The 24,313-nt window shown below is 70.8% G+C and carries 20 protein-coding genes; 11 read left to right on the forward strand and 9 right to left on the reverse strand.

Annotated elements, in window-relative coordinates; genetic code table 11:
* Nucleotides 1–18: 18 nt before the first annotated feature.
* Nucleotides 19–1,251, reverse strand: a complete 1,233-nt coding sequence (locus ACFPIH_RS23295; RefSeq protein ID WP_381175075.1) for an MFS transporter — start codon at nucleotides 1,249–1,251, stop codon at nucleotides 19–21.
* Nucleotides 1,252–1,487: 236 nt separating this feature from the next.
* On the opposite strand from ACFPIH_RS23295, the gene ACFPIH_RS23300 reads away from it, so the two are divergent.
* Nucleotides 1,488–2,375, forward strand: coding sequence for an oxygenase MpaB family protein (locus tag ACFPIH_RS23300; protein WP_381175073.1), 888 nt, complete (start codon nucleotides 1,488–1,490; stop codon nucleotides 2,373–2,375).
* 22 nt (nucleotides 2,376–2,397) lie between these two features.
* On the opposite strand, the gene ACFPIH_RS23305 is transcribed toward ACFPIH_RS23300, so the two are convergent.
* Nucleotides 2,398–2,862 carry a DUF3618 domain-containing protein gene (locus ACFPIH_RS23305; RefSeq protein WP_381175071.1) on the reverse strand — a complete coding sequence of 155 codons (465 nt, stop codon included), beginning with the start codon at nucleotides 2,860–2,862 and terminating at the stop codon, nucleotides 2,398–2,400.
* Nucleotides 2,859–3,278 (reverse strand): phage holin family protein, encoded by a 420-nt coding sequence (locus ACFPIH_RS23310; protein WP_381175069.1) that lies wholly within the window; start codon nucleotides 3,276–3,278, stop codon nucleotides 2,859–2,861. Before ACFPIH_RS23310 ends, ACFPIH_RS23305 begins: the two co-directional genes overlap by 4 nt.
* Nucleotides 3,279–3,655: 377 nt before the next feature.
* Here ACFPIH_RS23310 and ACFPIH_RS23315 point away from each other — a divergent pair, with 377 nt between their 5' ends.
* The 3 genes from ACFPIH_RS23315 to ACFPIH_RS23325 all read left to right on the forward strand — a co-directional run bounded on the left by ACFPIH_RS23315 (nucleotide 3,656) and on the right by ACFPIH_RS23325 (nucleotide 7,947).
* Entirely contained in the window at nucleotides 3,656–5,929 is a 2,274-nt protein-coding gene (locus tag ACFPIH_RS23315; protein ID WP_381175067.1) for an MMPL family transporter, read from the forward strand.
* Nucleotides 5,930–6,058: 129 nt separating this feature from the next.
* Nucleotides 6,059–7,270 (forward strand): sensor histidine kinase, encoded by a 1,212-nt coding sequence (locus tag ACFPIH_RS23320; RefSeq protein WP_381175065.1) that lies wholly within the window; start codon nucleotides 6,059–6,061, stop codon nucleotides 7,268–7,270.
* On the forward strand, nucleotides 7,267–7,947 hold the full coding sequence (locus ACFPIH_RS23325) for a response regulator (protein WP_381175063.1): 681 nt from the start codon (nucleotides 7,267–7,269) through the stop codon (nucleotides 7,945–7,947). The genes ACFPIH_RS23320 and ACFPIH_RS23325 overlap by 4 nt, the downstream gene beginning before the upstream one ends.
* Nucleotides 7,948–8,030: 83 nt before the next feature.
* Here the strand turns inward: ACFPIH_RS23325 and ACFPIH_RS23330 are convergent, their stop codons facing one another.
* Nucleotides 8,031–8,216 carry a hypothetical protein gene (locus tag ACFPIH_RS23330; RefSeq protein ID WP_381175061.1) on the reverse strand — a complete coding sequence of 62 codons (186 nt, stop codon included), beginning with the start codon at nucleotides 8,214–8,216 and terminating at the stop codon, nucleotides 8,031–8,033.
* A gap of 6 nt (nucleotides 8,217–8,222) precedes the next feature.
* A complete protein-coding gene (locus tag ACFPIH_RS23335; RefSeq protein WP_381175059.1) occupies nucleotides 8,223–8,456 on the reverse strand; it encodes a Rossmann-fold NAD(P)-binding domain-containing protein in 234 nt (77 codons plus the stop codon).
* A 74-nt stretch (nucleotides 8,457–8,530) separates the two neighbouring features.
* Here ACFPIH_RS23335 and ACFPIH_RS23340 point away from each other — a divergent pair, with 74 nt between their 5' ends.
* Nucleotides 8,531–10,063, forward strand: a complete 1,533-nt coding sequence (locus tag ACFPIH_RS23340) for a UbiD family decarboxylase (protein ID WP_381175057.1) — start codon at nucleotides 8,531–8,533, stop codon at nucleotides 10,061–10,063.
* 392 nt (nucleotides 10,064–10,455) lie between these two features.
* Here ACFPIH_RS23340 and ACFPIH_RS23345 read toward each other — a convergent pair whose 3' ends face one another.
* The 3 genes from ACFPIH_RS23345 to ACFPIH_RS23355 form a co-directional block, all read right to left on the reverse strand.
* The gene (locus tag ACFPIH_RS23345) at nucleotides 10,456–11,274 is read right to left on the reverse strand and encodes an SGNH/GDSL hydrolase family protein (protein ID WP_381175055.1); all 819 of its coding nucleotides are present in this window, start codon (nucleotides 11,272–11,274) and stop codon (nucleotides 10,456–10,458) included.
* Nucleotides 11,261–11,830 carry a PadR family transcriptional regulator gene (locus ACFPIH_RS23350; protein WP_381175053.1) on the reverse strand — a complete coding sequence of 190 codons (570 nt, stop codon included), beginning with the start codon at nucleotides 11,828–11,830 and terminating at the stop codon, nucleotides 11,261–11,263. Before ACFPIH_RS23350 ends, ACFPIH_RS23345 begins: the two co-directional genes overlap by 14 nt.
* A gap of 125 nt (nucleotides 11,831–11,955) precedes the next feature.
* Nucleotides 11,956–12,663, reverse strand: a complete 708-nt coding sequence (locus ACFPIH_RS23355) for an NAD(P)-dependent oxidoreductase (protein ID WP_381175051.1) — start codon at nucleotides 12,661–12,663, stop codon at nucleotides 11,956–11,958.
* Between the two features lie 124 nt (nucleotides 12,664–12,787).
* Here ACFPIH_RS23355 and ACFPIH_RS23360 point away from each other — a divergent pair, with 124 nt between their 5' ends.
* On the forward strand, nucleotides 12,788–13,516 hold the full coding sequence (locus ACFPIH_RS23360; protein ID WP_381175049.1) for a TetR/AcrR family transcriptional regulator: 729 nt from the start codon (nucleotides 12,788–12,790) through the stop codon (nucleotides 13,514–13,516).
* A 43-nt stretch (nucleotides 13,517–13,559) separates the two neighbouring features.
* Here the strand turns inward: ACFPIH_RS23360 and ACFPIH_RS23365 are convergent, their stop codons facing one another.
* Complete coding sequence (locus ACFPIH_RS23365; RefSeq protein WP_381175047.1) at nucleotides 13,560–14,207, reverse strand: serine hydrolase; 648 nt, start codon at nucleotides 14,205–14,207, stop codon at nucleotides 13,560–13,562.
* A 22-nt stretch (nucleotides 14,208–14,229) separates the two neighbouring features.
* On the opposite strand from ACFPIH_RS23365, the gene ACFPIH_RS23370 reads away from it, so the two are divergent.
* From ACFPIH_RS23370 to ACFPIH_RS23390, 5 genes are all read left to right on the forward strand, one after another.
* Nucleotides 14,230–17,442, forward strand: a complete 3,213-nt coding sequence (locus ACFPIH_RS23370) for an alpha-L-rhamnosidase (RefSeq protein WP_381175045.1) — start codon at nucleotides 14,230–14,232, stop codon at nucleotides 17,440–17,442.
* Between the two features lie 145 nt (nucleotides 17,443–17,587).
* Nucleotides 17,588–18,769, forward strand: a complete 1,182-nt coding sequence (locus tag ACFPIH_RS23375; protein ID WP_381175043.1) for an ROK family protein — start codon at nucleotides 17,588–17,590, stop codon at nucleotides 18,767–18,769.
* Nucleotides 18,770–18,811: 42 nt separating this feature from the next.
* Nucleotides 18,812–20,632: an alpha-galactosidase D gene (locus ACFPIH_RS23380; protein WP_381175041.1), complete on the forward strand. Its 1,821-nt coding sequence runs from the start codon at nucleotides 18,812–18,814 to the stop codon at nucleotides 20,630–20,632.
* A 50-nt stretch (nucleotides 20,633–20,682) separates the two neighbouring features.
* Entirely contained in the window at nucleotides 20,683–23,046 is a 2,364-nt protein-coding gene (locus ACFPIH_RS23385) for a glycosyl hydrolase family 95 catalytic domain-containing protein (protein WP_381175039.1), read from the forward strand.
* Entirely contained in the window at nucleotides 23,043–24,302 is a 1,260-nt protein-coding gene (locus tag ACFPIH_RS23390) for an SGNH/GDSL hydrolase family protein (protein ID WP_381175037.1), read from the forward strand. Before ACFPIH_RS23385 ends, ACFPIH_RS23390 begins: the two co-directional genes overlap by 4 nt.
* Nucleotides 24,303–24,313: the final 11 nt, after the last annotated feature.

Genomic DNA, 24,313 nt, shown 5'->3' on the forward strand with positions numbered 1-24,313 from the left:
AACGCCCCGCCGAAGGGGTCAGCCGCGCTCGATGAGATCCTCCTGCGCGGGTGTGCCCTGGTGATTCTGTGCTGCCGCCGCGGCCTTGGCCGACGGCGGCAGCAGCCGTTCGCCGAGCAGCACCGCACAGGCCCCGAGGGTCAGCAGCCCGCCGACGAGGAAGGTGCCGCGCACCCCGGTGAGCGGCAGGATCAGGCCCCCGAGCGCGGCACCCGCCGCGATACCGGCGTTGTAGGCGCCCGAGTTGGCGGCCAGGGCCATCTCCGTGCGGCTCGGGGCGCAGCGCAGCATCTCGTTCTGGGTGGCCATGAAGACCGGCCCGAGCGAACCGCCCAGCAGCGCCAGGAAGGCCACGGCCACCACCGGCGAGGCGCCGGTCGCGTAGAGGCCCAGCATGCCCCCCGCCTGCACGGCCACGGCGATCGTCAGCGCGCGCTGCGGGTAGCGGTCCAGGAAAACCCCCGTGACGCTGACCCCGGCCACCCCCGCGACACCGGAGACCGCCAGCAGCGCGCTGACCGTGCCCGGCGAGAACCCGCTCACCTCGCCCAGGAACTTCACGATGTACGTGTATCCCGCGAACGCCCCGGTCACCGACAGGGTCGTGGTCGCCAGCACGATGCGGAACCGGCGGACATCGGGAGCGCTCCCGTAGGCGGCGTGTCCCTCCTCCGGGCGCGAGGTCGGCAGCAGTACGGCGATCGTCACGAGGGAGACGAGCCCCAGAACCGCCAGTACCGCGAGCGGCACCGGCCAGTCGCTCTGCTGGCCCAGCCAGGTCCCGGCGGGCACCCCGAGCACCAGGGCGAGCGAACCGGCGACGGAGAGCGCCCCCACCACCCGCCCGCGGACCTCGGGCGGGAAGAGACCCACCGCTACCGGCCCCATCACCGCCCAGAACAACGCCTGGGCGAGCGCGGTCAGCAGCCGGGCCGCGAGGAGCATCCAGTACGAGGTGGCCAGCGCCGAGACCAGACTGGACACGACGAGCGCGGCCAGCAGCACCGTCAGCACATGGCGCCGGGGCATGGCACGGGTGGCGTGGGCCAGCGGCAGCGACACCACGGCGACCGTCAGGCCGTAACCCGTGACCAGATACCCGACGGCCGACAAGGACACCCGCAGACCGTCGGAGATCAGCTCCAGAAGTCCGATCGGCAGATTCTCCGCGGTGTTGAAGGTGAACGCGGCCAGCATCAGGGCCACGAGCACCGCCAGCCTGTGCCATCCGGCCGGTTGCCCCACGCCCATACGCCCTCTTCCGCTTCCCGCTCGCCTCGCCCGCCCCACGGCTGATCCACACTCAACGTACCCGCCACCCCACCGGCACGGGCCCGTTGACGTGCGACTGTCCGAAAGTGGGGGTCGGTCGGCGAGGGCGAGGCCCGCATCCATGTGACCTACCGAGTCGGAACATGACTCCACTGATATGTCCGCATTCGGGTGGATATCGCGGACACTGGGCAGCAGGAGAGGGGAGGCCGACCGTGCTGACCGTAGTCCGTGAACAGCTGGGCCAAGCCCTGTTCCGCCGCGTCGCCGGCCCCGACGGCCCGGCGACGCGTGCCCGCATCCACCACACCCCCGGCCCGCGCTGGTTCGGACCGGACCGCCCGATCCGGACCGTCCACGGTGACGCCTCGATGTTCATCGGCGGGCTGAGGGCACTGCTCTTGCAGTCCCTGCATCCGCTCGCCATGGCGGCGGTGGCCGGGCACTCCGGCTACCGCGGCGACCCGTGGGGCCGACTGCAACGCACCAGCACCTTCCTGGCTGTGACGACCTTCGGCACCGCCGCGGACGCCCAGCGGGCGGTCGACACCGTCCGCGCCATCCATGAACGGATCCGCGGGACGACGGCTGAGGGCGTGCCCTACCACGCGGCCGATCCGCGACTGCTCGGCTGGGTGCACGCAGCGGAGACGGACAGCTTCCTGCGCGCCCACGAACGCTTCGGAGCCCGCCCGCTGGACGCCGCCGGCTACGACGCCTACGTCGCCGACACCGCCCGCGTCGCCGACGCGCTGGGGGTGAGCGACCCACCACGCGACCGCCGCGAGCTGTCCGAGCGCCTGACCGACTACCGGCACGAACTCAGGGCCACATCCGAGGCCCGGGCCGCCGCCCGCTTCCTGCTGTTCCGGCCTCCGCTGCCCCTTGCGGTACGGCCCTTCTACGGCGGGCTGGCCGCGAACGCCGTCGCGCTGCTCCCGGCCTGGGCCCGTGGCATGCTGTGGCTGCCCCGGGTGCCGGTCGTCGAGAACCTCGCCGTACGCCCCACGGGGCAGGCCCTGACCCGGACCATCCGCTGGGCCATGACTCCGGCGGCGAGCACGCCGCTGAGCGCGCCGAGCGCCAGGCCGACCGGCTTGTAGGCGACGTCCGGCGCCGTCACGGCTACCTCCTGCTTCGGCGACGCAGCAGCAGCCACGCGGCCACCGCCACGCTGCCGGCCACGATCAACGCGGTGCGGTTGTCGCGCACTGCCCGGACACCCTGCCGGGCCTTGACGCGGACTGGTTCGGGTCCCTTGTCCTGCCACACATGACCGGCCTGTCCGGCCTTGGCCTTCACCTGCACGGCGGCTGCGGCGGCCTTGTCCTTGACCGGGTCGGGCAGCTTGTCCTGGACCAGGTGCGCAGCCTCGGCAGTCCTCACCCTCACCTGCCCGGTCATCTGCGCGGCCTTGGCGCCCGCCTGCTCCTTCAGTGCGGTCGCCTTCTCCTGCGCACGGGCCTTGACGTCCGTCCTGGCGGCCAGTTCCTCCACTGTCTTCCCGAGCTCGTGGCGGGTCTGCTCGACCTGCTCCCGCAGCTCTTCGGGGCTGGAGGCGGTGGGCTCTTCGTGGGGCGGCTGGGTCATCGCTGTGCACTCTCCTTTATCTCGGCCACATCGGCCTTGACGCTGTCGATGGTCTGCTGCGGTGCCGGTGGAGCGGCCTGGCTGACCTCCTTCTTGCCGGTCAGGGCCAGCACGGCGGCGATCACGCCGAGGACGGCGGTGACGATCAGTGCCGCGGCCCATACCGGGAGGGGAACGGCCAGCGCCGCGATGGCGGTGGCGACCAAGGCCTGCAGCGCCAGGAAACCGACCAGACCGGCCCCGCCGAACAGGCCCCCGCCCTTGCCGTACCGCCTGCCCTTCTCCTTCATCTCCGCCTGCGCCAGCCGCATCTCCCCGCGTACCAGCTCCGTCAGCTGCTGGGAGGCCCGCTGGACCAGCTCACCGACCGGCTCCCGCGTACCGCTCGTGCCGCGGTGGGAATACTGCGTACTCATGACTGATTGCCGCCTTTCTCAGCTGCCGGTGGTCGGTGGTCGGGCCCTGGACACAGGCGTCGGCCCGTGCCGTTGACCGGGGCACGGCGACCTTCGCCGTGCCCCGGGTACCCACGAGCGGACAGATCATCCGGCGGACCTGCGGTTTCGGTGGCTTGTCGCTGCCACCGCAGCCGTCGCACGTGAATCACGTCCGCTGACGGGCAGGGCGTCGTCGTACCGGAGCAGGAGACGGCGGCCCGGGCGCGTACCGCGGTTTCAGTAGTCGGTCCTGCGGATGCGGTAGGCGGCAGTGCCAGTAGCCGTACGACGACGGGAGCGCCCCCGCCGGGAGAGCCTGACCGGGGTAAGCGAGAGCAGATGCGGAGTTCCCTGACGTGGCTACTTTTCTGTATCGACTGGGCCGTCTGGCCTTTCGGCGGCGCGGTTACGTCGCCCTGATGTGGCTGGCCGTCCTGGCCGCCGTCGGACTGGGCGCCCTGCAGGCGCCGGGAGCCTCCGACGAGGAGTTCTCGATGCCGGGCATCGAGTCCCAGAAGGCGTACGACCTGATGCAGGCGCGCTTCCCCGGCGCTGCCGCCGACGGCGCCACCGCCCGGGTGGTGTTCGTCGCCCCCGACGGGCAGAAGGTCACCGCGACCGCCAACAAGGAGGCGATCGAGGAGACGGTGGACGCCCTGGGCGACGGCTCGCAGGTGGCCGGTGTCGCGGATCCCTTCCGGACGAAGGCGGTCAGCGAGGACGGCTCCACCGCGTACGCGACCGTCACCTACAAGGTGACGTCGTCCGAGGTCACCGACGCCAGCCGTACGGCGGTGGAGAGGGCCGCCGACCAGGCCCGGGAGGCCGGCCTGACCGTGGAGGAGGGCGGCTCCGCCATGGACAGCGGCGGCGGACCCGGCGGCGTCGCAGAGATCATCGGCATCTCGGTGGCGGCCGTCGTGCTGCTGGTCACCTTCGGCTCGCTGGCCGCCGCCGGGCTGCCACTGCTGACGGCGATACTCGGCGTGGGCGTAAGCATGTTCACGATCACGATCCTGGCCGACGCCCTCGGTCTGTCCACGAGCACCGGCACCCTGGCCATGATGCTGGGTCTCGCGGTCGGTATCGACTACGCGCTGTTCGTGGTCTCCCGTTACCGCGAGGAGCGCGCCAACGGACACACTCCGGAGGAGGCGGCCGGTCTCGCGGTCGGTACGGCGGGTTCGGCGGTCGTCTTCGCGGGCCTGACGGTGGTCATCGCGCTGGCCGGCCTGGCGGTCGTCGGCATTCCGATGCTGACCAAGATGGGCCTGACCGCCGCCGGCGCGGTCGTCGTCGCCGTGGTCATCGCCCTGACCGTCGTGCCCGCTCTGATCGGCTTCTGGCCGAACGCCGTGCTCTCGGGCTCCGTACGCAGGCAGGGGCGGGGCGGGCGTCTGCTCCGATCCAGGAAACCGTCGAGCCAGAGCCAGAGCCAGAGCCAGAGCGAGCGCGACAACCGCGGAACCCGCTGGGCCCGCTTCGTGCTGCGCCGCCCGATCCCCGTTCTGCTGCTGGGTGTCGTCGGCCTTGGAGCCCTCGCGATCCCGATGACCCAGTTGGAGCTCGGCATGCCGGGCGACGAGGCCAAGTCCGCCTCCACCACCGAGCGCCGCGCCTACGACGCCCTCGCGCAGGGCTTCGGCCCCGGCTTCAACGGGCCCCTGACCATCGTCGTCGACGCCAAGGGAACCGACGACGCCCAGGCCGCGGTGAGCACGGTCAACCGGAGGATCGCCGACACGAAGGGCGTCGTCTCGGTCGCCACGCCTCGTTTCAACGAGGCCGGGGACACGGCTGTGTTCACCGTGACACCGTCCACCAGCCCGACCGACGAGAGGACCAAGACCCTCGTCAAGACCATCCGTGGTGAACGTCCCGCCATCGAGTCGGGGGCCGGCGCGTCCTTCGAGGTCACGGGCACCACCGCACTGAACATCGACATCGCCGGGAAGGTCCAGGCGGCGCTGGTGCCCTACCTCATCACCATCGTCGGGCTGGCCGTCGTCCTCCTGCTGGTGGTCTTCCGGTCCTTGCTCGTTCCTCTCAAGGCGGCGCTCGGGTTCCTGCTCTCGGTGCTCGCGGCCCTCGGCGCGGTCGTCCTGGTCTTCCAGCAGGGGCACGGCGCGGGCATGTTCGGGGTGGAGCAGACCGGGCCGATCATGAGCCTGATGCCGATCTTCCTCGTGGGCATCGTCTTCGGCCTCGCCATGGACTACGAGGTCTTCCTCGTGTCGCGCATGCGGGAGGCCCACGTCCACGGTGAGTCGGCGAAGCAGGCGGTCGTCTCGGGGTTCCGGCACAGCGCCCGGGTCGTCGTGGCCGCCGCACTGATCATGATCGCCGTCTTCGCGGGCTTCATCGGCGAGAGCGACTCCATGATCAAGATGATCGGTTTCGGCCTGGCCACCGCGGTGCTCCTCGACGCCTTTGTCGTCCGGATGGCGATCGTGCCCGCCGTCCTCGCCCTGGTGGGCGACCGGGCCTGGTGGCTGCCGAAGTGGCTGGACCGGCTGCTGCCCAGGGTCGACATCGAGGGCGAGGCCCTCACCCGGCACCCGGCCGACGCCGCGGCCCGTCGCTCCGACCCGGGCCCGACCCCGGACGAGCCGGTCGAGGCGCACGTCTGACCGGGCCGGCCCCGGCCGTTCCAGGGCCGTTCCAGGGTCGTCCGTGGCGAAGGCCACGGGCGGCCCGCGCGTCCTTGCGTGCCGCATGTCGTCCACCATGGGGCTCAGGCCCTTCACCTGGAGAGACAGATGACCACCAGCCTGGAGCGCTACACAGGGCGCTGGCACTTCGCCACGGACCTGGTCCTGGCCCTGGGGCTGCTCGGCACCGTGACGCTCGGTGCCTCGATCGCCATCCCCGGCATCAGCCAACCGCGCGAGGACTGGCCGGCCGTGCTCCTCGCGGCCGTCTCCTGTCTCGTCCAGTTGAAGGCACGCGCCCGCCCGCGCAGCGTTCTCGTCGTGACCACGGTCTGCACGGTGATCACCGTGGCCCTGGGCTACCTGGTGTCACCCCTCCTGCTGGCCCCTCTGATGATCGCTCTGTACCGGCTGGCCGCCGGGACCGACCCCCGGACCACGCGCGTGTACGGCGGCCTGACCATCGCCGTGGTGGTGGCCTCCGCAGTGATCGACACCGACACCCCCACGACCGGGATGTACTTGCTGCGCAGCATCGGCCCCGTGCTGTGGCTGATGCTGCCCCTGGTCGGCGGCGGCCGGGACCGTCTGCGCCGTGACTACGTGGACTCCGTGCAGGCGCGTGCCGCGTACGCCGAGCGCACCCGTGAGGAGGAGGCCCGGCTGCGGGTCGCCGAGGAGCGGCTGCGTATCGCCCGCGAGCTCCATGACGTCGTGGCCCACCACATGGCCGTCGCCAACGCACAGGCCGGCACCGCCCGCCACCTCGCACCCACCCACCCCGAACAGGCGGGGAAACTGCTCGACGAGCTGACCACCACCACATCGTCCGCGCTGCTCGAACTCCGTGCCACCGTCGGGGTGTTGCGCCAGACCGGCGACCCCGACTCCGAATCCCTGGAACCCGCCCCAGGTCTGGACCGCCTCCCCGAGCTGATCGCGACGTGCGAAACCGCCGGTCTCGACGTCACCGTCACGACCGAGGGAGAACCACGGTCCCTGTCACCGGGCGTGGACCTGACGGCGTACCGGATCATCCAGGAAGCCCTCACCAACGTCACCAAGCACGGCGCGGGCAGAGGGGCGGGCGTCCGGCTCACGTACTCCGACTCCCGCCTGCGCATCTCGGTCACCAACGACGTGACCGCCACCACTTCGTCGGTCCCGGGCGGCGGTTACGGTCTGATGGGCATGCGTGAGCGTGCCCACTCCGTCGGCGGCGACCTGCACGCCGGCCCTCGCCCCGAGGGCGGCTTCGAGGTCGCCACCGCACTGCCGTTGCACCCCCTCGCCCTGAGAGAAGACGAGGCAACCCTTTGAGCATTCGTGTTCTGCTCGCCGACGACCAGGCCCTGCTGCGCGGCACGTTCCGTCTGCTGATCGACTCCTGCGAGGACATGGTGGTGGTCGGCGAGGCCGCCAACGGCCAGGAAGCGGTGGAACTCTCCCGCACCCACCGGCCCGACATCGTCCTGATGGACATCCGTATGCCCGGCACGGACGGTCTCGCCGCCACCGCCGCCATCTGCGACGACCCCGAGCTGGCCGGTACCCGGGTCCTCGTGCTCACCATGTTCGAGACCGACGAATACGTAGCCCAGGCACTGCGCGTCGGCGCCAGCGGCTTCCTCGGCAAGTACGTCACCACCGACGCCCTGCTGGCCGGCATCCGCACCGTCGCCGCAGGAGAGGCCCTCCTGTCTCCCGGCGCCACCCGCGCCCTCATCACCCGCTTCCTCACCGCCCCGGCCCCAGGAACCCTCCTGGCACCCCCGGAGCGCCTGAACGACCTCACTCCCCGAGAACGCGAGGTCACCGCACTCGCCGCCCGGGGCAAGTCCAACGACCAGATCGCCGAGGAACTCTTCCTGAGCGTCCTGACCGTACGCAGTCACATTCAGCGCGCTCTGACCAAGCTCGGCGCGCGAGACCGCGCCCAACTGGTCGTCATCGCCTACCAGACCGGACTGGTGCGGCCCACAACGCCACGGCCCTGACCTCGACGGCCTCCGGGGCGCCGTCGGCGATGTCCTGCGGCGCACGCCTCTGCCATCGAAGTACGTCCGCGAAGGGCATGCCGTCATCCGGTACCCGGCCGACGCAGGAGTTCCTCGTGCCGGGCCTCGGCGATGCGGCGCGCCGCCTGGTGAGGGGTGCATGCCGCTTCCTCGGCGAGCCGCAGCGTCTCCGTCACCAGTGCGCGCAACGAGATCCGCACCTTGGCCAGCGACGACGCCGCGTCCGGTGCCACATCGCCGAAGAGCACCCACCATCACCAGGCATTGGTTCCCGAATCGGCGACGACATCGGGAACGATGACACAGCCGCGTCGGCGCAGCTTCTCCTCCGCGGACGCTGTCACCGGAAGGTTCGCCGCCTCCACGATGTACGGGGCGACGACGCGGTCCTGGTTCGCGTCGTGGACGGCGTAGGAGGTGGCGGCCGGCACCAGTACGTCGGCAGGGCCGAGCCGGCCGCGGTCGATGGGGCCCTCGACGATATGCAAGCCGGTACGGTACACGTGGCATATGCCGTCGCTTGGGTGACCGGCCGGTCAAGACGCTTCGGCAGCCTCGCGGAGTGACGGTCCACAGGGGCGGGGCGGGTGCGCCGAGCGAGCTGGAGGGTGTCGTCGTGAGTGGTCAACTCCCCGCGAAGAAGCGTCTGAAGAGCTTCCGGGCCTACTTGGACGCCTTGGCCGAACTGGGTGATCTCCAGAAGGTCGCACGTGAGGTGGACACCCACCTGGAGATCGGTGCGATCATCCGCCGCTGTCATGAAGTGAACGCGCCCGCACCGCTGTTCACCAACATCCGTGACCATGCCGGCTACCGCGTGGTGGGAGCCCCGCTCTCCTACAGTTCCGATCCGGAGGCCCGGATGGCCAGGGTCGCCCTCGCGTTGGGTCTCGACAGGACGACCCACGGACTGCGGATCATCGAAGCACTGGCTGAAGCCACCCACGCATTACCCGTCCCTCCGGTGACCGTGCGCGATGCGCCCTGCCAGGAGCACGTGCTCATCGGTGACAAGGCGGACCTGACGAAGTTTCCGGTCCCGCTCATCCACGACGGGGACGGAGGCCGGTACTTCAACACCCTTGGCATGGTCGTACTGCGGAGCCCGGACGGGACGTGGAGCAACTGGTCGATCACCCGCGCCATGATGATCGACGGTGCGCGTATGACCGGCTCCATGGGCGGTTCCCAACACATAGGGATGATCCGCCAGATGTGGCGTGACCGCGGCGAGCCCATGCCCTTCGCTCTCGTTCAGGGGGCCGAGCCGGCCGCTCTGTTCGTCGCCGGCATGGCACTGCCCGAAGGGGTGGACGAGGCGGGTTACCTCGGTGGCTACTTCGGAGAGCCGGTGGAGACGGTGCCCTGCCGGACCGTGGACCTGGAGGTGCCGGCGACCGCGGAGATCGTCGTCGAGGGCTACGTCGCCTCGGAGGAGGTCTGGGAGGAGGGGCCGATGGGCGAGTACCACGGCTATCTGCACGGCGGGGCCAAGGACAAGCCGGTCTACCACGTCAGCGCGATCACCCATCGGCACCGTCCGATCCTGCCGGTGGTGGCCGCGGGCAAGCCGGTCGACGAGGACCACACGATCATGGGACCGGGATTCGCGGCGGTCGTCCTGGAAGCCCTGCGCGCCGATGGCATTCCGGCCCGCGCCGCCTGGTTCGTACCCGAATCCGCAGCGCATGTGCTGGCCGTTGTCGTCGCCCCTGACTGGGCGCGGCGCATCCCGCTGTCCGCGGCCGATCTGGGCCACCGCATACTCGCCATCTGCAAGGCCACTCACGGTGGCTGGCTCGCCACCCGTGTGATGCTGGTCGACCAGGACATCGACCCCACCGACCTGCGGGACCTGATGTGGGCCTGGGCGACCCGCTGTCACCCGGTCAACGACCGTACGGTTGTCGGCGGCCAGCCGATCGCACGCAGCGATGTGCTCTACACCCGGGCTGAACGCGGCAACGCGCGCGGCCCGGTCGAACTGCTGAACTGCCTCCTGCCCACCACAAGGAACGCCCCCCGCAGTACGGCCTTCGCCGAGAACTTCTCCCCCGACCTGCAGTGGCACATCCGGTCCCACTGGGCCCAATAGGCGAACGACCGGGCCCGTGCCGGGAACTCAGCGATAGCTTGCCCCATGTCCGTCCCGCTGCCCGGACATCGGCAGGTGCAGTGGGGGGCGGACGTGCCACGCGGTACGGAGGTCACCGGAGCGCTGTTCTCCACGAACAGCAGATCGCCGGAGATGTTCTGGGCGAGAGGAACCCATTGCCTGTCGGCGATGTGGCCGACGACCAGGTCCTCCTCGCCCTCCTCGCGGGCGTCCTCCGAGAGTTGTCCTCATATCCTCATGGAGGGAGAAACCGAGGCCGTCTTCCAGGCGCTCGATCTCGCCGTCAGGACAACCCGGCCGCAAGGACCCGTGGTTCCGGGAGCATGCCCGGCCAGCCAATTGTCGAAGCGCTGCCACAACTCGGTAAGACCTTACGAAGACTCCTGTCGACCGGTGACCGCCGCGGAGCCGGGCGTGGCGGTGAGGGGCAGGAGCTGGGGGCGTTTCGCGGTGCGGCCGTTTCCGGAGGACTGACCGCGCAGACGGCGACCGAGCCAGGGGCCGAGGAACGCGGCCGCCCAGCGCAGTTCGGCTCCCGCGGCCTGCACAGCTGTGGGAACTCTCTGCGGCGGCAGGGGGAGCGTCCAGGCGTCGTCGCTTCCGGGCAGGTGGATGGCTTGGGCGACGGCTGCGGCGATCCGTTCGTGGCCGAGGGGGCTGGCGTGGAGTCGGTCCGCACTCCACAGCCGTGGATCGGTGGCGACGGCCTGTCGGCCGGTCTCGGCGACCGTGACCCCGTGACGGGCGGCCGCAGCGCGGATGCGGGTATTGAGGTCGAACACGCGGGACCTGATCGGGCGGGCAAGGGGCGCGATCTTCCCTACGTTGGGGAAGGTCAGCGTCACCACGTGGGCCCCGGCTGCCGTGAGCGCGGAGAACATCTCTTCCAGGTGCCCGGCCACCTCTGCGGCGTCGAACCGGGGCCGGAGAAGGTCGTTGACCCCGGTGACTACGGTGGCCAGGTCGGGCCGCAGGGCCAGGGCGGGCCCCAGTTGCTCACTGCGGACCTGGCCGGCGACACGGCCCCGTACGGCCAGGTTGGCATACCGAAGCCCCGGGTTGACGGCCGCGAGGTGCTCGGCCAGCCGGTCGGCGAAGCCCCGTAGACCGACGGTGTCGTCCCCGTCGCCGAGTCCTTCGGTCTGGCTGTCGCCCAGGGCGACGTAGCTCAGGTACTCACCGTTCGGCATGGTTCGACTGCCTTTCCTTGAGGACGGCTGCGATCCGCAGGCACCAGTCCCGGTGCTCCTGCTCGAAGGCCAGGCCGCGCAGGCAGGTCAGGTACGGCCCGATCCGCTCGCCCCGGCGGAGGAACTCCTCTTCGTCCGCCTCGCCGCGCAGTTGCCGCAGCAGCTTGCCGAGAAGCTCGATCTTGGCCTCGGCCGCGGACGCCCGCTCCTCGAGCTGTTCGATCACCGACGCCGTGCCGATACGGTCGGCGACCTGGACCTTGACGAGCAGGTCGTCCCGGATGAAGGAGGGCTTCGATACGGCTGCGGCGAACTTCTCCAGCTCGGCGCGACCGGCGTCGGTGACCCGGAACAGGCGTTTGTTGGGCCGGGTCTCCTGGACCACCTGCCGACCCGAGACCAGCCCTTCCTTCTCCAGTTTGGCCAGCTCGGCGTACAGCTGCTGCGGCAGGGCGTGCCAGAAGTTCGCGACGCCGATGTCGAACGCCTTCGCCAGCTGGTATCCGCTGAACTCGCCGTCCAGCAGCGCCGCCAGCACCGCATGCCGCAAGGCCATCGAAGCAGCCCCTTCCCGGTCCTCGTCCGACACTCCATCATACTCAAGAAAATGACTAATCATATCCTTGAGTATTGAGAGGGAGGGACAGGGAACCGGCCGGGGCCTCAGGGCAACGCGACCCTTCAGTACCCGATCGTGAAGCGCCGTTGCACGAACCGTGGCAGCTCCGCCTCGTCGACCAAGGCGACCGCCGCGTCCTCTGCCGAGATGCGGCTGCGCCCCTGCGCGTCGCGGACCGCCTGGTCGCCGCCGAAGCGGAAGCGTCCGGTGCGCTCGCCGGGGGAGATCTCCTCGGCGGGGCTGAAGTAGGTCCACAACCGGTTCGAGGTGCGCAGCACGTTGAAACCGTCGCGGGCCCCGCGCGCCGCCGCCGCGTAGGCGCGGGGCAGCCCGAGCTCGTCGAGGGTCTCGTGCATGCGCTCGTCCGAGTCGGCGAGCACCAGTCCGGGCTCGACTTCCAGGCTGCCTGCGCCGCCGATCACGATCAGCCGGGTTCGCGGATGGCTCTCCAGCGCCTTCGTCAGGGCGCGCGCCACGGTGGAGTGGGCCGCGGGGTCGGCGATGGAACGCCGGACCGTGTCCTCGAAGTCCTTGGCGGCATTGCCTGGCTGATAGGCGCTGATGAGAACGTCGAGGCCCGGCAGTACGGCCATGATGCTCGCCGCATCCAGGACGTCGACGCTCGCCCAGGTGATGTTCTCCCGCTTCTCGTCGGCCTGCGGCCGCGACGCGTCACGGCTCAATGCCCTGACGCGATGCCCCCGGTCGAGGGCCTCGGTGACGACCCGGCTGCCGATGGTCCCCGTGGCTCCGACGACTCCGATGTGCATGGTTCTCCCCTGTTCATGCGGATGTGCGGGCGCAACCAACGCGATTCGGCAGGCCCGTGCGGTGACTATACGCCGTGAAGTTTCTATATGGCTCTCAATTTCAGTGACGCTGTAGAGTGCCCGGGTGGCAGGTACAGCGAGCAGGGCAGGAAGCAACGGGCGACGCGAGCGGCTGCGGGCCGAGACGACGGCCGAAATCAAGGACGTGGCGCTGGAATTGATGGCCTCCGGCGGCCCCGAGGCCATCACCCTGCGGGCCATCGCCCGCGAGATGGGCATGACGGCCAACGCCATCTACGGCTACTTCGCCACTCGCGACGATCTGGTCACCGTGCTCATCAGCGACGTGTACACCGAGTTGGCCGACGCCGTGGACGCCGCATGGGAGGGCGCCTCCGCCGAGGGTCCGGCCATCCGGATCCAGGGCTGGGCCGGCGCCTTCCGGAGCTGGGCCCTGACCAACCCCGAGGGCTTCCGGCTCGTCTACGGCGATCCCGTCCCCGGCTACGACACCCCCCACGGAGGCGCCGCCCCCGAGGCTGCCCACCGGGTCTGCGCGGGGCTCACCGCCCTCGCGGCAGCCGCCTGGCCGCACGCCGCACACCTCCATGAGAGCAGCGAGTTCGAGTGGTCCGACTTCGACGCCGGGCTTGTCGACAAGGTCCGCGCGGACTTCCCCGGCCTGCCGCCCGCTGCCGTCGCGCTCGCCCTGCGCCTCTGGGGACGCCTGCACGGCCTGGTGTCACTGGAGATCTACGGCCATCTGCGCACCCAGACGACCAGCCCGGACAAGCTCTTCCGCGAGGAAGTGACCCAGCTCGTACGGTCGTTGGGCATTCCGAGCCGGCCATGACCGCGTCGGTGTCCGCCCGCCAATGAGAGCTCGGCCGGCGATCTCACCGGCCCGTCGCCGCACGGGATGGCTTCAGCCGGACCCCGGACGAAAGGCCGAGCCGGCGGCCACGGGCGCACAGGGCCGCGTCCACCGCCCCCTGGAGATGGCGCAGGCTTTCGCCCTCGGCCGCCCAAGTCGTGGTGCGGACGGTCACGGTGCCGCGCCCGGCCGTGGCCCTGCCGCCGCCCACCGAGCCGCCGGGCAGATCGCCGCCGTGGCCCCAGTAGACACCGCCGCAGCTGAGCGGGACCGAGGCGACACCATAGCCGTAGCGGCTGCCCGCCGGGTAGACGTCGCGGCCGCCGAGTCGTAGCCGCCCGTCCGCCACCAGGCGCCTCACGGCCGCCGCGGTGAACGCCTTGGAGTTGCCGGCCACCCGGAACCGGCCCTGCCCACCGACCATCGGACGGCCCGACTCCAGGTTCGCGACGCCGGCCGTATGCGTCACCTTGCCGTCGTACGCGAGGGCGCCCGACCTCCCACCGCTGCGAGGAGCCGGTCGATTGAAACCGTTCAATCGCACCTGTCGGGGACGCGTGGCGCATCGCCGATCCGACGTGTTCGCCCGACGCCCCGTCAGGAAGTTTCTGCGCGTTCCATTGACCCTTGGCCCATACGTCCCTACGTTCACCGCCGTGAATCGATTCATCGCTTCTATGCAGGGGGCCTTAATGATCAGCAGGAGGAACGTCCTGGCGGCCGCAGCCGCCACAGTGGCCGCCGCTGCCACCGACGCCGGAGCAGCAGGGGCCGCCCAGGCGTCCACACCAGCCCACACACGTACGCACCGTGGCGCCCTGCGCGTCACCGCGCCGACCGTCGAGTACGTTCAGCACCCCCTCGGTCTCGACGCCCAGCACCCGCGGCTGAGCTGGCCGATGGCCTCGGACAGGCCGGGTGCGAGCCAGAGCGCCTATCGGATCCGCGTCGCCTCCAGCGCGTCGGGCCTGTCGCACCCGGATGTCTGGGACAGCGGAAAGGTCACCTCCGGCGAGTCCGTCCTCGTCCCGTACGCCGGACCCCGGCTCAAGCCGCGTACACGCTACTTCTGGTCCGTACGCGTATGGGACGCCGACGGCGACGCCTCTGGCTGGAGCGCGCCGGCCTGGTGGGAGACCGGCCTCATGGACGCCACGCAGTGGTCCGCGGAATGGGTCTCCGCTCCCGCGGCCCTCACCGACGCGCCCTCGCTGGAGGGCTGCGCGTGGATCTGGTACCCGGAAGGCGAACCGGCCAACAGCGCGCCCGCGGCCACCCGTTGGTTCCGGCGTACCGTCGACCTCCCGGACGGGATCACGGCCGCGACTCTGGCCATCACCGCCGACAACGTGTACGCCGTCTCCGTGAACGGCACCGAGGTGGCCCGCACCGACCTGGAGACGGACAACGAGGACTGGCGTCGGCCGGCCGTCCTCGACGTCCTCGATCAGGTGCGGTCCGGGAAGAACGTCCTCGCGGTCTCCGCGGCCAACGCGACCGTGGGACCCGCCGGGCTGGTCGCCGTCCTCACGGTCCACATGGCGGCGGGCGAACAGCGGATCGTCACCGACGCCTCCTGGAGGTCGGCGAACCAGGCGCCCGCCGCCGACTGGCGCGAGGCGGACTTCGACGACAGCGGCTGGCCCGCGGCGAAGGTCGCCGCCGCCTGGGGAGCCGGCCCTTGGGGGCGGGTCGTCCCGGCGTCGTTCGCCGCCAACCAGCTGCGGCACGAGTTCGCACTGCCGCGCAAGAAGGTGTCACGCGCCCGCCTGTACGCCACGGCTCTCGGCCTGTACGAGGCCCACCTCAACGGCCGCCGCGTGGGCCGCGACCAGCTCGCCCCCGGCTGGACCGACTACCGCGAACGCGTTCAGTACCAGACATGCGACGTCACCAGCCTCGTGCGGCCCGGCGCCAACGCCATCGGCGCATACGTGGCGCCGGGCTGGTACGCGGGCAACGTCGGCATGTTCGGACCCCACCAGTACGGCGAACGCCCCGCGCTGCGTGCGCAGTTGGAGGTCGAGTACGCCGACGGAACGAGCGAGCGCATCACCTCGGGCACGGACTGGCGGGCCACCTCCGGACCGATCGTCTCCGCCGACCTGCTGGGCGGTGAGACGTACGACGCGCGCAAGGAGACCTCCGGCTGGACGTTACCCGGCTTCGACGACCGGACCTGGCTCGACGTCCGCGCCGCGGGCGACGCCGCTCCCGGCCTGATCGTCGCGCAGGTGGACGGCCCGGTCCGGGTGGCCGGGGAACTCCGGACCAGGGCAGTGACCGAACCCAAGCCGGGCGTCTTCGTGTTCGATCTGGGCCAGAACATGGTCGGGTCGGTACGGCTGCGCGTCTCGGGCGACGCGGGAACGACCGTACGTCTGCGGCACGCCGAGGTGCTCAACCCGGACGGCACCCTGTACTCCGCGAACCTGCGCACCGCCGCGGCCACCGACACGTACACCCTCAAGGGCGGCGGCGAGGAGACGTACGAGCCGCGCTTCACTTTCCACGGATTCCGCTACGTGGAGGTGACCGGATTCCCCGGCACCCCCTCGGCGAAAGCCGTGACCGGTCGCGTCATGCACACCTCCGCGCCCCTCACCTTCGCGTTCGAGACCGACGTTCCGATGCTGAACAAGCTGCACAGCAACATCACTTGGGGGCAGCGCGGCAACTTCCTCTCCGTCCCCACGGACACCCCCGCACGCGACGAGCGCCTGGGGTGGACGGGCGACATCAACGTCTTCGCGCCCACGGCCGCGTACACCATGGAATCGGCCCGCTTCCTCACCAAGTGGCTCGTGGACCTGCGCGACGCCCAGACCGCCCAAGGCTCCTTCACGAACGTGGCGCCCGCGGTCGGCGGGCTCGGCGACGGTGTCGCCGGATGGGGCGACGCGGGCGTCACGGTCCCCTGGTCCCTGTACCAGGCCTACGGCGACCGGCAGGTTCTGGAGGACGCCTGGTCGTCCATCCAGGCCTGGCTGAAGTATCTGGAGAGGAACAGCACCAATCTGCTGCGGCCGGCCGAGGGCTACGGCGACTGGCTGAACGTCTCCGACGAGACCCCCAAGGACGTCATCGCCACCGCCTACTTCGCGCACGGCGCCGACCTCGCGGCCCGGATGGCCGACGAACTCGGCCAGGACTCCGCGCCCTACCTCGACCTCTTCGAGCGCATACGCTCCGCGTTCCAGAACGCCTATGTCACCGCCGCGGGCAGGGTGAAGGGCGACACACAGACGGCCTACGTCCTCGCCCTGTCGATGAACCTGCTGCCGGACGCGCTGCGCAAGGCGGCAGCCGACCGTCTCGTCGCGCTGATCGAACTCAAGAACTGGCACCTGTCGACCGGATTCCTCGGTACGCCCCGGCTGCTGCCCGTTCTCACCGACACCGGCCACACCGACGTCGCCTACCGGCTGCTCCAGCAACGCTCCTTCCCCAGCTGGGGCTACCAGATCGACAAGGGCGCCACCACGATGTGGGAACGCTGGGACTCCATCCAGCCCGACGGCGGCTTCCAGACTCCGGACATGAACTCCTTCAACCACTACGCCTACGGCTCGGTGGGGGAGTGGATGTACACGAACATCGCGGGTATCTCGGCGGGCCGCCCGGGCTACCGCGAGATCGTCGTCCGTCCCCGCCCGGGTGGCGGCGTCACCTCCGCCCGCGCCACGTTCGCCTCGGTCTACGGCCCGGTCTCCACACGATGGCGGCGGCGGTCGGGTGACGGCTTCGACCTGACGTGCACTGTTCCGGCCAACACGACGGCCCAGGTATGGATCCCGGCGGATGTTCCGGAGGCGGTCACCCACACCCACGCGACGTTCCTGCGGCAGGAGGACGGCTGCGTGGTGTACCGGGTCGGCTCCGGCAGCCACCGCTTCACGACCTGACGCGCGCCTGGCCCGCCTTCGATCTCATGGGCAATGCCCGGAACCGCACGGGTTCTTGAAAGTCAGTCAGGGCGCACAGCAAGTCCTCAGGGAATCCTTGCTTCTTTCATTGACAGCGGAAAATAAGAGCCCTAGGTTCCCGGCCATGCCCTCGTCCTCCCGCTCGCCCCACGCCGAGACGTTCCCCGGCGGTACGCCGGCCGCTTCGCAGATCTTCACGACCGTTCTGTCCCAGGGGCCCCTGACCCGCCTGGAGTTGGCCCGTCGGGCGGGTCTTTCCGCGGCGGCCGTGACGAAGGCGGTCCGGCCGCTGATCGAGTCCGGGTATCTGGTGGAGGACGCGGACGCCGGGGCGCGTCCGGCACTCGGGCGGCCCGCGAACCTGGTGCGGGTCGACGGTGGCCGCGCCCTCTTCATCGGCCTCAAGCTGACGGGCGACGAGATCATCGGGGTCCTCACGGACCTGTGCTGCCGGATCCTGCTCGCCCGGCGCCTGCCCCTCGCCGACCGTGACCCCAAGGCGGTCCTGGCCTCGACCGCGGAGATCGTGGGGGAGCTGCTGACCGAGGCGGACGGCTACGGGGTACGGGTCGTGGGTCTCGGCATCGCCGCCTCCGGTGACGTGGACCGGGTCGAGGGCGTGGTGCGCTACTCGCCGTTCCTGGAGTGGAACGACGTGCCGCTCGCCGAACTCGCCTCCTCCGTCACCGGCCTGCCGGTCACCGTCGACAACGACGTACGGGCCCTCACCGTCGCCGAGCAGTGGTTCGGCGCCGGAGTGGGCCTGGCGGACTTCGCGGTGGTGACCGTCGGCGCCGGCATCGGCTGCGGCCTGGTCGTGCACGGCCGGGTGGTCGCCGGGGCGCACGGGGTGGCCGGGGAGATCGGTCATGTGACCGTCGATCCGAACGGCCCGCTCTGTCACTGCGGCAACCGCGGCTGTGTCGAGGCGATCGCCGCGGATCCGGCGATCGTCGCCCGCATCCGCGAGGCAACCGGCGTCGAGGTCGCCGACAGCGCCGAGGCCGTCGACCTGGCCCGCCGGGGCGACGCCGGCGCGCGCGAGGCGTACGCGCGGGCCGGGGAGGCGATCGGCCGGGGCATCGCCACCGTGGCCAACCTGCTCGGCCCCGAACTCGTACTCATCTCCGGCGAGGGCCTGGCCGCCTACGACCTGTTCGCCGAGCAGATCCGGGACGCCTTCGCTGCGGCCGCGTTCGGCTCGGCCGCGCAGTGCGACGTACAGACCCGCCCGCTGCCGTTCGAGGAGTGGGCGCGCGGTGCCGCGGCCACCGCCATCCAGTCCTTCATCACCGCCCCGAACTGACCGTACGAGGAGCATCCACCCCACCCCCAGGAGGTACGACCCATGCGGTCACCCTCGCTTTCCGTCCTGCCCCCACGCGCCCTGAGAGCCGTCGTCGTGCTGGCGCTCGCCGCGGGCACCGCGACCGTCACCCCGGCGGCGCACGCCGAAAGCACCGCGACCGTCACCACCGCGCCCCGGCTCGCCGCCAAGCCGTACATGGGCTGGACGAGTTGGAGCATGCAGTCCTCCAAGTACCCGGGCCTCAACCCCGACGGCGACTACAGCTACCTCACCGAGGCGAACGTCCTGAAACAGGCCGACGCCCTGGCCGCGAAGCTCAAGACCTACGGCTACGAGTACGTCAACCTCGACGCCGGCTGGTGGCGCGACAAGACCTGGAAACCGGGGTACGACCAGTACGCCCGCCAGCAGGCCGATCCGCAGCGCTTCCCCCGGGGCATGAAGGCCGTCGCCGACCACATCCACGCCAAGGGCCTCAAGGCCGGCATCTACCTGCCGGTCGGACTGGAGAAGGAGGCGTACGCCGGCGGCGAGGCCCCGATCTGGAACGCCGAAGGCTGCACCACGGCCGACATCGTCCACGACGACCTGCGCACCACCAACGGCTGGGACAGCGCCTACAAGATCGACTTCTCCGACCCCTGCGCCCAGAAGTACATCGACTCCCAGGCGCGGCTGTTCGCCGACTGGGGCTACGACTTCCTCAAGCTCGACGGCGTCGGCCCCGGCTCCTTCAAGAGCGGCGACAACTACGACAACGTTGCCGACGTCGCCGCCTGGCAGAAGGCGATCGCCGCAACCGGACGCCCGATCCACCTGGAGGTGTCCTGGTCCCTCGACATCGGCCACGCCGCCGACTGGAAGAAGTACTCCAACGGCTGGCGCATCGACACCGACGTCGAGTGCTACTGCAACACGCTGGTCTCCTGGGAGAACTCCGTCGACGACCGCTTCGACGACACCCCGGCCTGGACCCGCCACGCCGGCCCCGGAGGCTGGAACGACCTCGACTCGCTCAACGTCGGCAACGGCGGCATGGACGGTCTGACCAAGGCCGAGCGGCAGACCTACGCCACCCTGTGGGCCATCGCCAAGTCCCCGCTCTACACCGGCGACGACCTCACCCGCCTGGACGCCTACGGCCTGTCGCTGCTGACCAACCGAGAGGTCATCGCCGTTAACCAGGGGGACGCGCCGCCCGCGCACCCGCTGACCCCGTCCGATCCCCAGCGGGTGTGGGCCGCCGGGAACCCCGACGGCACCTACACCGTCGCCCTGTTCAACCTGGCCGACGCGCCCGCCTCGGTGAGCGCCGACTGGAGCATGCTCGGCTTCACCGGCAAGGCGGCCGTCCGCGACCTGTGGAACCACGAGAACCTCGGCACGTACAGCAACAGGATCACTCAGGCGCTGCCCGCGCACGGCTCCCGCCTGTTCACCGTCACCCCGCGCGGCAGCGCGCTGGAGCGGACCGGCTACGAGGCCGAGGCCCCGGCCAACACCCTCGGCGGCAACGCCTCCGTAGCCGACTGCTCGGCCTGCTCCGGCGACCGCAAGGTCGGCAACCTCTACCTCGGCGGCAAGCTGACCTTCACCGACGTCGTGGTCGACAAACCCGGCACCTACCAGATCAAGGTCGACTACATCAGCGGTGACTCCCGCGCGGCCGACGTCTCCGCCAACGGCGGCGGCGCCACCCGCCACGCCTTCCCGGCCACCGGCGACTGGGGAACCGTCGACAGCGTCCACGTGCCGGTGACGCTGAAGGCGGGCGCCAACACGATCACCTTCGACAGCGGCTCCGGCTACGCGCCGGACATCGACCGGATCGACGTACCGAAGTCCTCCGCCGCGAACTGACCCCACCGGGCCCGGCCCCCGCGCCGGGCCCGCAGATCTCCGGAGCCGCCATGAACCCCCACCCGACAGACCCCGGCAGACGCACCCTCCTCGCCGCCTCCCTCACCGCGGCCCTCGCCGGGCTGCCCACCTTCACCGCCTCCGCCGCACCCCGGCGTCCCACCGACGCGCCGTCGCCCACCGACACCTCCCGCCACACACTGTGGTGGCAGGCTCCCGCCGACGAGCACTCCATGATCGAGCAGGGGCTGCCCGTCGGCAACGGCCGCCTCGGCGCCCTGGCGAGCAACGACCCCGGCCGTGAGCTGCTGCTGATCACCGACGCCACGATGTGGACCGGCGGTCTCAACGACGAGCTGGACTCCGACGGCCAATTCCCTTACGGGCGGGCCGACTTCGGCTCCTTCACCCTGCTCGCCCGGCTCACCGTGGACATTCCCGACCACGACCTGTCCGGCGTCAACGGCTACCGCCGCACCCTCGACCTCTCCCAGGCCGTGCTCACGACGACGTACGTCCGCTCCGGGGTGACGTACCGGCGGCGGATCTTCGCCAGCCGTCCCGACGACGTGATCGTCCTGCACTTCACCCAGAGCGGCGGCGGTCACTACACCGGGTCCGTGACCCTGGACGGCACACACGGCGAGACCCGGACGAGGGCGGAGTCGTTCGGCGCGTCCTTCCCGGGCGGCCTGCGCTACGGCGCCGCCGTCACCGCGCACGGAAGAGGCGGCCGGGTCCGGGTGAACGGGACACGCGTCGACTTCTCGGGCTGCACGGACCTCACGGTGGTGGTCAGCGGCGGCACCAACTACGCACCGGACGCCGAGGCGCAGTACCGCGATCCCTCCCTCGACCCCGAGAAGCTGGCCCGTACGAAGGTTCGCGCGGCCGCCGCCCACCCGGCCGCCACCCTGCTGCGCACCCACGCCGCCGACTACGGCGCCCTCTACGGCCGGCTCGACCTCTCGCTCGGCACATCGACCGCCGAACAGCGTGCCCTGGACACCTGGGAGCGGCTCACGGCACGCGCCCGCGACAGGACGCCGGATCCCGAACTCGAGGCGGCATACCTCCAGTTCGGCCGATACCTGATGATCTCCGGGTCGCGTGGCAGTCTTCCCCTCAACCTCCAGGGGCTGTGGCTCGACGGCAACGACCCCGACTGGATGGGCGATTACCACACCGACATCAACCTCCAGATGAACTACTGGATGGCCGACCGCACCGGCCTGTCTCCGTGCTTCGACGCCCTCACCGACTACTGCCTCGCCCAACTGCCGTCCTGGACCGCGCTCACCCGCTCCCTGTTCAACGATCCGCGCAACCGCTACCGCAACTCCACTGGCAAGAACGCCGGTTGGACCGTCGCGATCTCCACCAACCCGCACGGCGGCATGGGCTGGTGGTGGCACCCGGCGGGCAACGCCTGGCTCGCCAACACCCTCTGGGAACACTACGAGTTCACCCGCTCCCGCACCCATCTGGACAAGATCTACCCGCTGTTGAAGGGCGCTTGCGAGTTCTGGGAGGCACGGCTGCTCACCACGACGCTCCCCGGCACCTCGCGCGAGGTCCTCGTCGCCGACAGCGACTGGTCGCCCGAACACGGCCCGCTGGACGCCAAGGGCATCACATACGCGCAGGAACTCGTGTGGGAGCTGTTCGGCCACTACGCCACCGCAGCGGCGGAACTGGGCAGGGACGCCGCCTACGCGGACACCGTCGCGGGCCTGCGCGAGCGGCTGTACCTGCCGCAGGTGAGCCCGGAGACCGGCTGGCTCGAGGAGTGGATGTCGCCCGACAACCTGGGGGAGACCACCCACCGGCATCTCTCCCCGCTCGTCGGCCTGTTCCCCGGCGACCGCATCCGCCCCGACGGCTCCACCCCGAAGGAGATCGTCGACGGCGCCACCGCCCTCCTCACCGCGCGCGGCATGAACAGCTTCGGCTGGGCGAACGCCTGGCGCGCCCTGTGCTGGGCCCGTCTGAAGAACGCGGAGAACGCCTACGAACTGGTCGTGACGAACCTGCGCCCGTCGACCGGCGGCGGCAACGGCACCGCCTTCAACCTCTTCGACATCTACGAGGTCGAGCGGGGCCGCGGCATCTTCCAGATCGACGCCAACTTCGGCACCCCGGCCGCGATGGCCGAGATGCTCCTCCACTCCCGCCCCGGGCACCTGGACCTGCTTCCCGCCCTCCCCGACGCCTGGGCCGCCTCCGGTTACGTCACCGGCCTGCCCGCGCGCGGCGGTTTCGTCGTCGACCTGCGCTGGCGGGACGGCAGACCCACCTCGGCGACGGTGCGCAGCGTCGGCGGCCGGAGAACGGCGGTGACGTACGCGGGGACGTCCCGGACGGTGGACCTGCGGCCGGGACGGTCCGTCACCCTGAAGGGCTTCACCCGATGACGCCAGTGATGCCGGTGACGCCGGTGACCGCATGGCGGGTCCGGGGCCGGGTCCGGGTTCGCCGGTTCGCCGCTGTTCTGCTCTCCGCCACGCTGCTCCTGGTGCTCCAGGCCGTCCCGGCGGCGGTCGCGCACGCGGCGGACTCCCGGCACGACGTCGTCACCTGGGCGGCCTCCGCCGACCGGATGGGGGACGGCGTCGCCGACCGCGGCTACCGCCTCGTCGTCCGGACCAGCGTCGGCGGGAGCGACCTGCGGATCCGGCTGACGAACGCCTTCGGCGACCGGCCGGTGACCTTCGACAGCGTCTATGCGGGCATCCGGCAGCAGGGCGCGGCACTGGTGCCGGGCAGCAACCGGCGGCTCGGCTTCGACGGCGCCGGCTCCGTGACCGTCCCGGCGGGGGCGACCGCGATCAGCGACGCGCTGCCCGGCCGGCTGCCCGCCGCGACCGACCTGGTGGTCAGCCTGCACTCACCGGACGCGGCGGGTCCCGCGAGCGGTCACGGGATGGCGATGCAGACGTCGTACACGACTCAGGGCGACCACACCGCCGAGGAGAGCGCCGACCACTGGACCGGGAGCACCGGCGGGACCACCGGCTCGTGGTTCTACCTGGACGCCGTGTCCGTGCGGACGAGCGAGGCGACGGGCGCGGTGGTCGAGCTCGGCGACTCCATCACCGACGGCTGGCAGTCCACCACGGACCTGAACCGCCGCTGGCCCGACTACCTCGCCCGCCGGCTCGGACAGGCGGACACCGCGGTCAAGGGCGTCGCCAACGCGGGGATATCCGGCAACAAGGTCCTGGCGGACGGGGCAGGCCTGAGCGCGCTGAACCGGCTCCAGCGGGACGTGCTGTCCCACCCCGGCGTGCGGACGGTGTTCCTCTTCGAGGGCGTCAACGACATCAAGGCACACACGGGAGTGACCGCAGAGGACATGATCGCCGGCTACCGGGAGATCGTCCGGCGGGCACACGCGGCGGGGAAGTGCGTCATCGGCGCCACCGTGGCCCCCTTCAAGGGCTGGCCGGAATGGGATCCGGCCGCCGAGTCCGTACGGCAGGACGTCAACGCCTTCATCAGGAACAGCGGGGAGTTCGACGCCGTGACCGACTTCGACCGTATTCTGCGCAGCCCCTACGACCCCGAGCGGATCCTGCCGTTCCTCGACGGCGGCGACCACATCCACCCCAACGACAAGGGGATGCAGGCGATGGCCGACGCCGTCGACCTCACGGCACTCGCCTGCTAGACGTAACAGGA

The sequence above is a fragment of the Streptomyces vulcanius genome, from assembly GCF_042653945.1.
Taxonomy (GTDB): Bacteria; Actinomycetota; Actinomycetes; order Streptomycetales; family Streptomycetaceae; genus Streptomyces; species Streptomyces mangrovi.

Excerpts from the sequence above, each read along its gene's own strand:
- ACFPIH_RS23295 (WP_381175075.1), bottom strand. The coding sequence starts at position 1,251 with ATGGGCGTGGGGCAACCGGCCGGATGGCACAGGCTGGCGGTGCTCGTG.
- ACFPIH_RS23305 (WP_381175071.1), bottom strand. The coding sequence starts at position 2,862 with ATGACCCAGCCGCCCCACGAAGAGCCCACCGCCTCCAGCCCCGAAGAG.
- ACFPIH_RS23310 (WP_381175069.1), bottom strand. The coding sequence starts at position 3,278 with ATGAGTACGCAGTATTCCCACCGCGGCACGAGCGGTACGCGGGAGCCG.
- ACFPIH_RS23320 (WP_381175065.1), top strand. The coding sequence starts at position 6,059 with ATGACCACCAGCCTGGAGCGCTACACAGGGCGCTGGCACTTCGCCACG.
- ACFPIH_RS23345 (WP_381175055.1), bottom strand. The coding sequence starts at position 11,274 with ATGCCGAACGGTGAGTACCTGAGCTACGTCGCCCTGGGCGACAGCCAG.
- ACFPIH_RS23350 (WP_381175053.1), bottom strand. The coding sequence starts at position 11,830 with ATGGCCTTGCGGCATGCGGTGCTGGCGGCGCTGCTGGACGGCGAGTTC.
- ACFPIH_RS23355 (WP_381175051.1), bottom strand. The coding sequence starts at position 12,663 with ATGCACATCGGAGTCGTCGGAGCCACGGGGACCATCGGCAGCCGGGTC.
- ACFPIH_RS23365 (WP_381175047.1), bottom strand. The coding sequence starts at position 14,207 with ATGAATCGATTCACGGCGGTGAACGTAGGGACGTATGGGCCAAGGGTC.
- ACFPIH_RS23370 (WP_381175045.1), top strand. The coding sequence starts at position 14,230 with ATGATCAGCAGGAGGAACGTCCTGGCGGCCGCAGCCGCCACAGTGGCC.
- ACFPIH_RS23375 (WP_381175043.1), top strand. The coding sequence starts at position 17,588 with ATGCCCTCGTCCTCCCGCTCGCCCCACGCCGAGACGTTCCCCGGCGGT.
- ACFPIH_RS23380 (WP_381175041.1), top strand. The coding sequence starts at position 18,812 with ATGCGGTCACCCTCGCTTTCCGTCCTGCCCCCACGCGCCCTGAGAGCC.
- ACFPIH_RS23385 (WP_381175039.1), top strand. The coding sequence starts at position 20,683 with ATGAACCCCCACCCGACAGACCCCGGCAGACGCACCCTCCTCGCCGCC.
- ACFPIH_RS23390 (WP_381175037.1), top strand. The coding sequence starts at position 23,043 with ATGACGCCAGTGATGCCGGTGACGCCGGTGACCGCATGGCGGGTCCGG.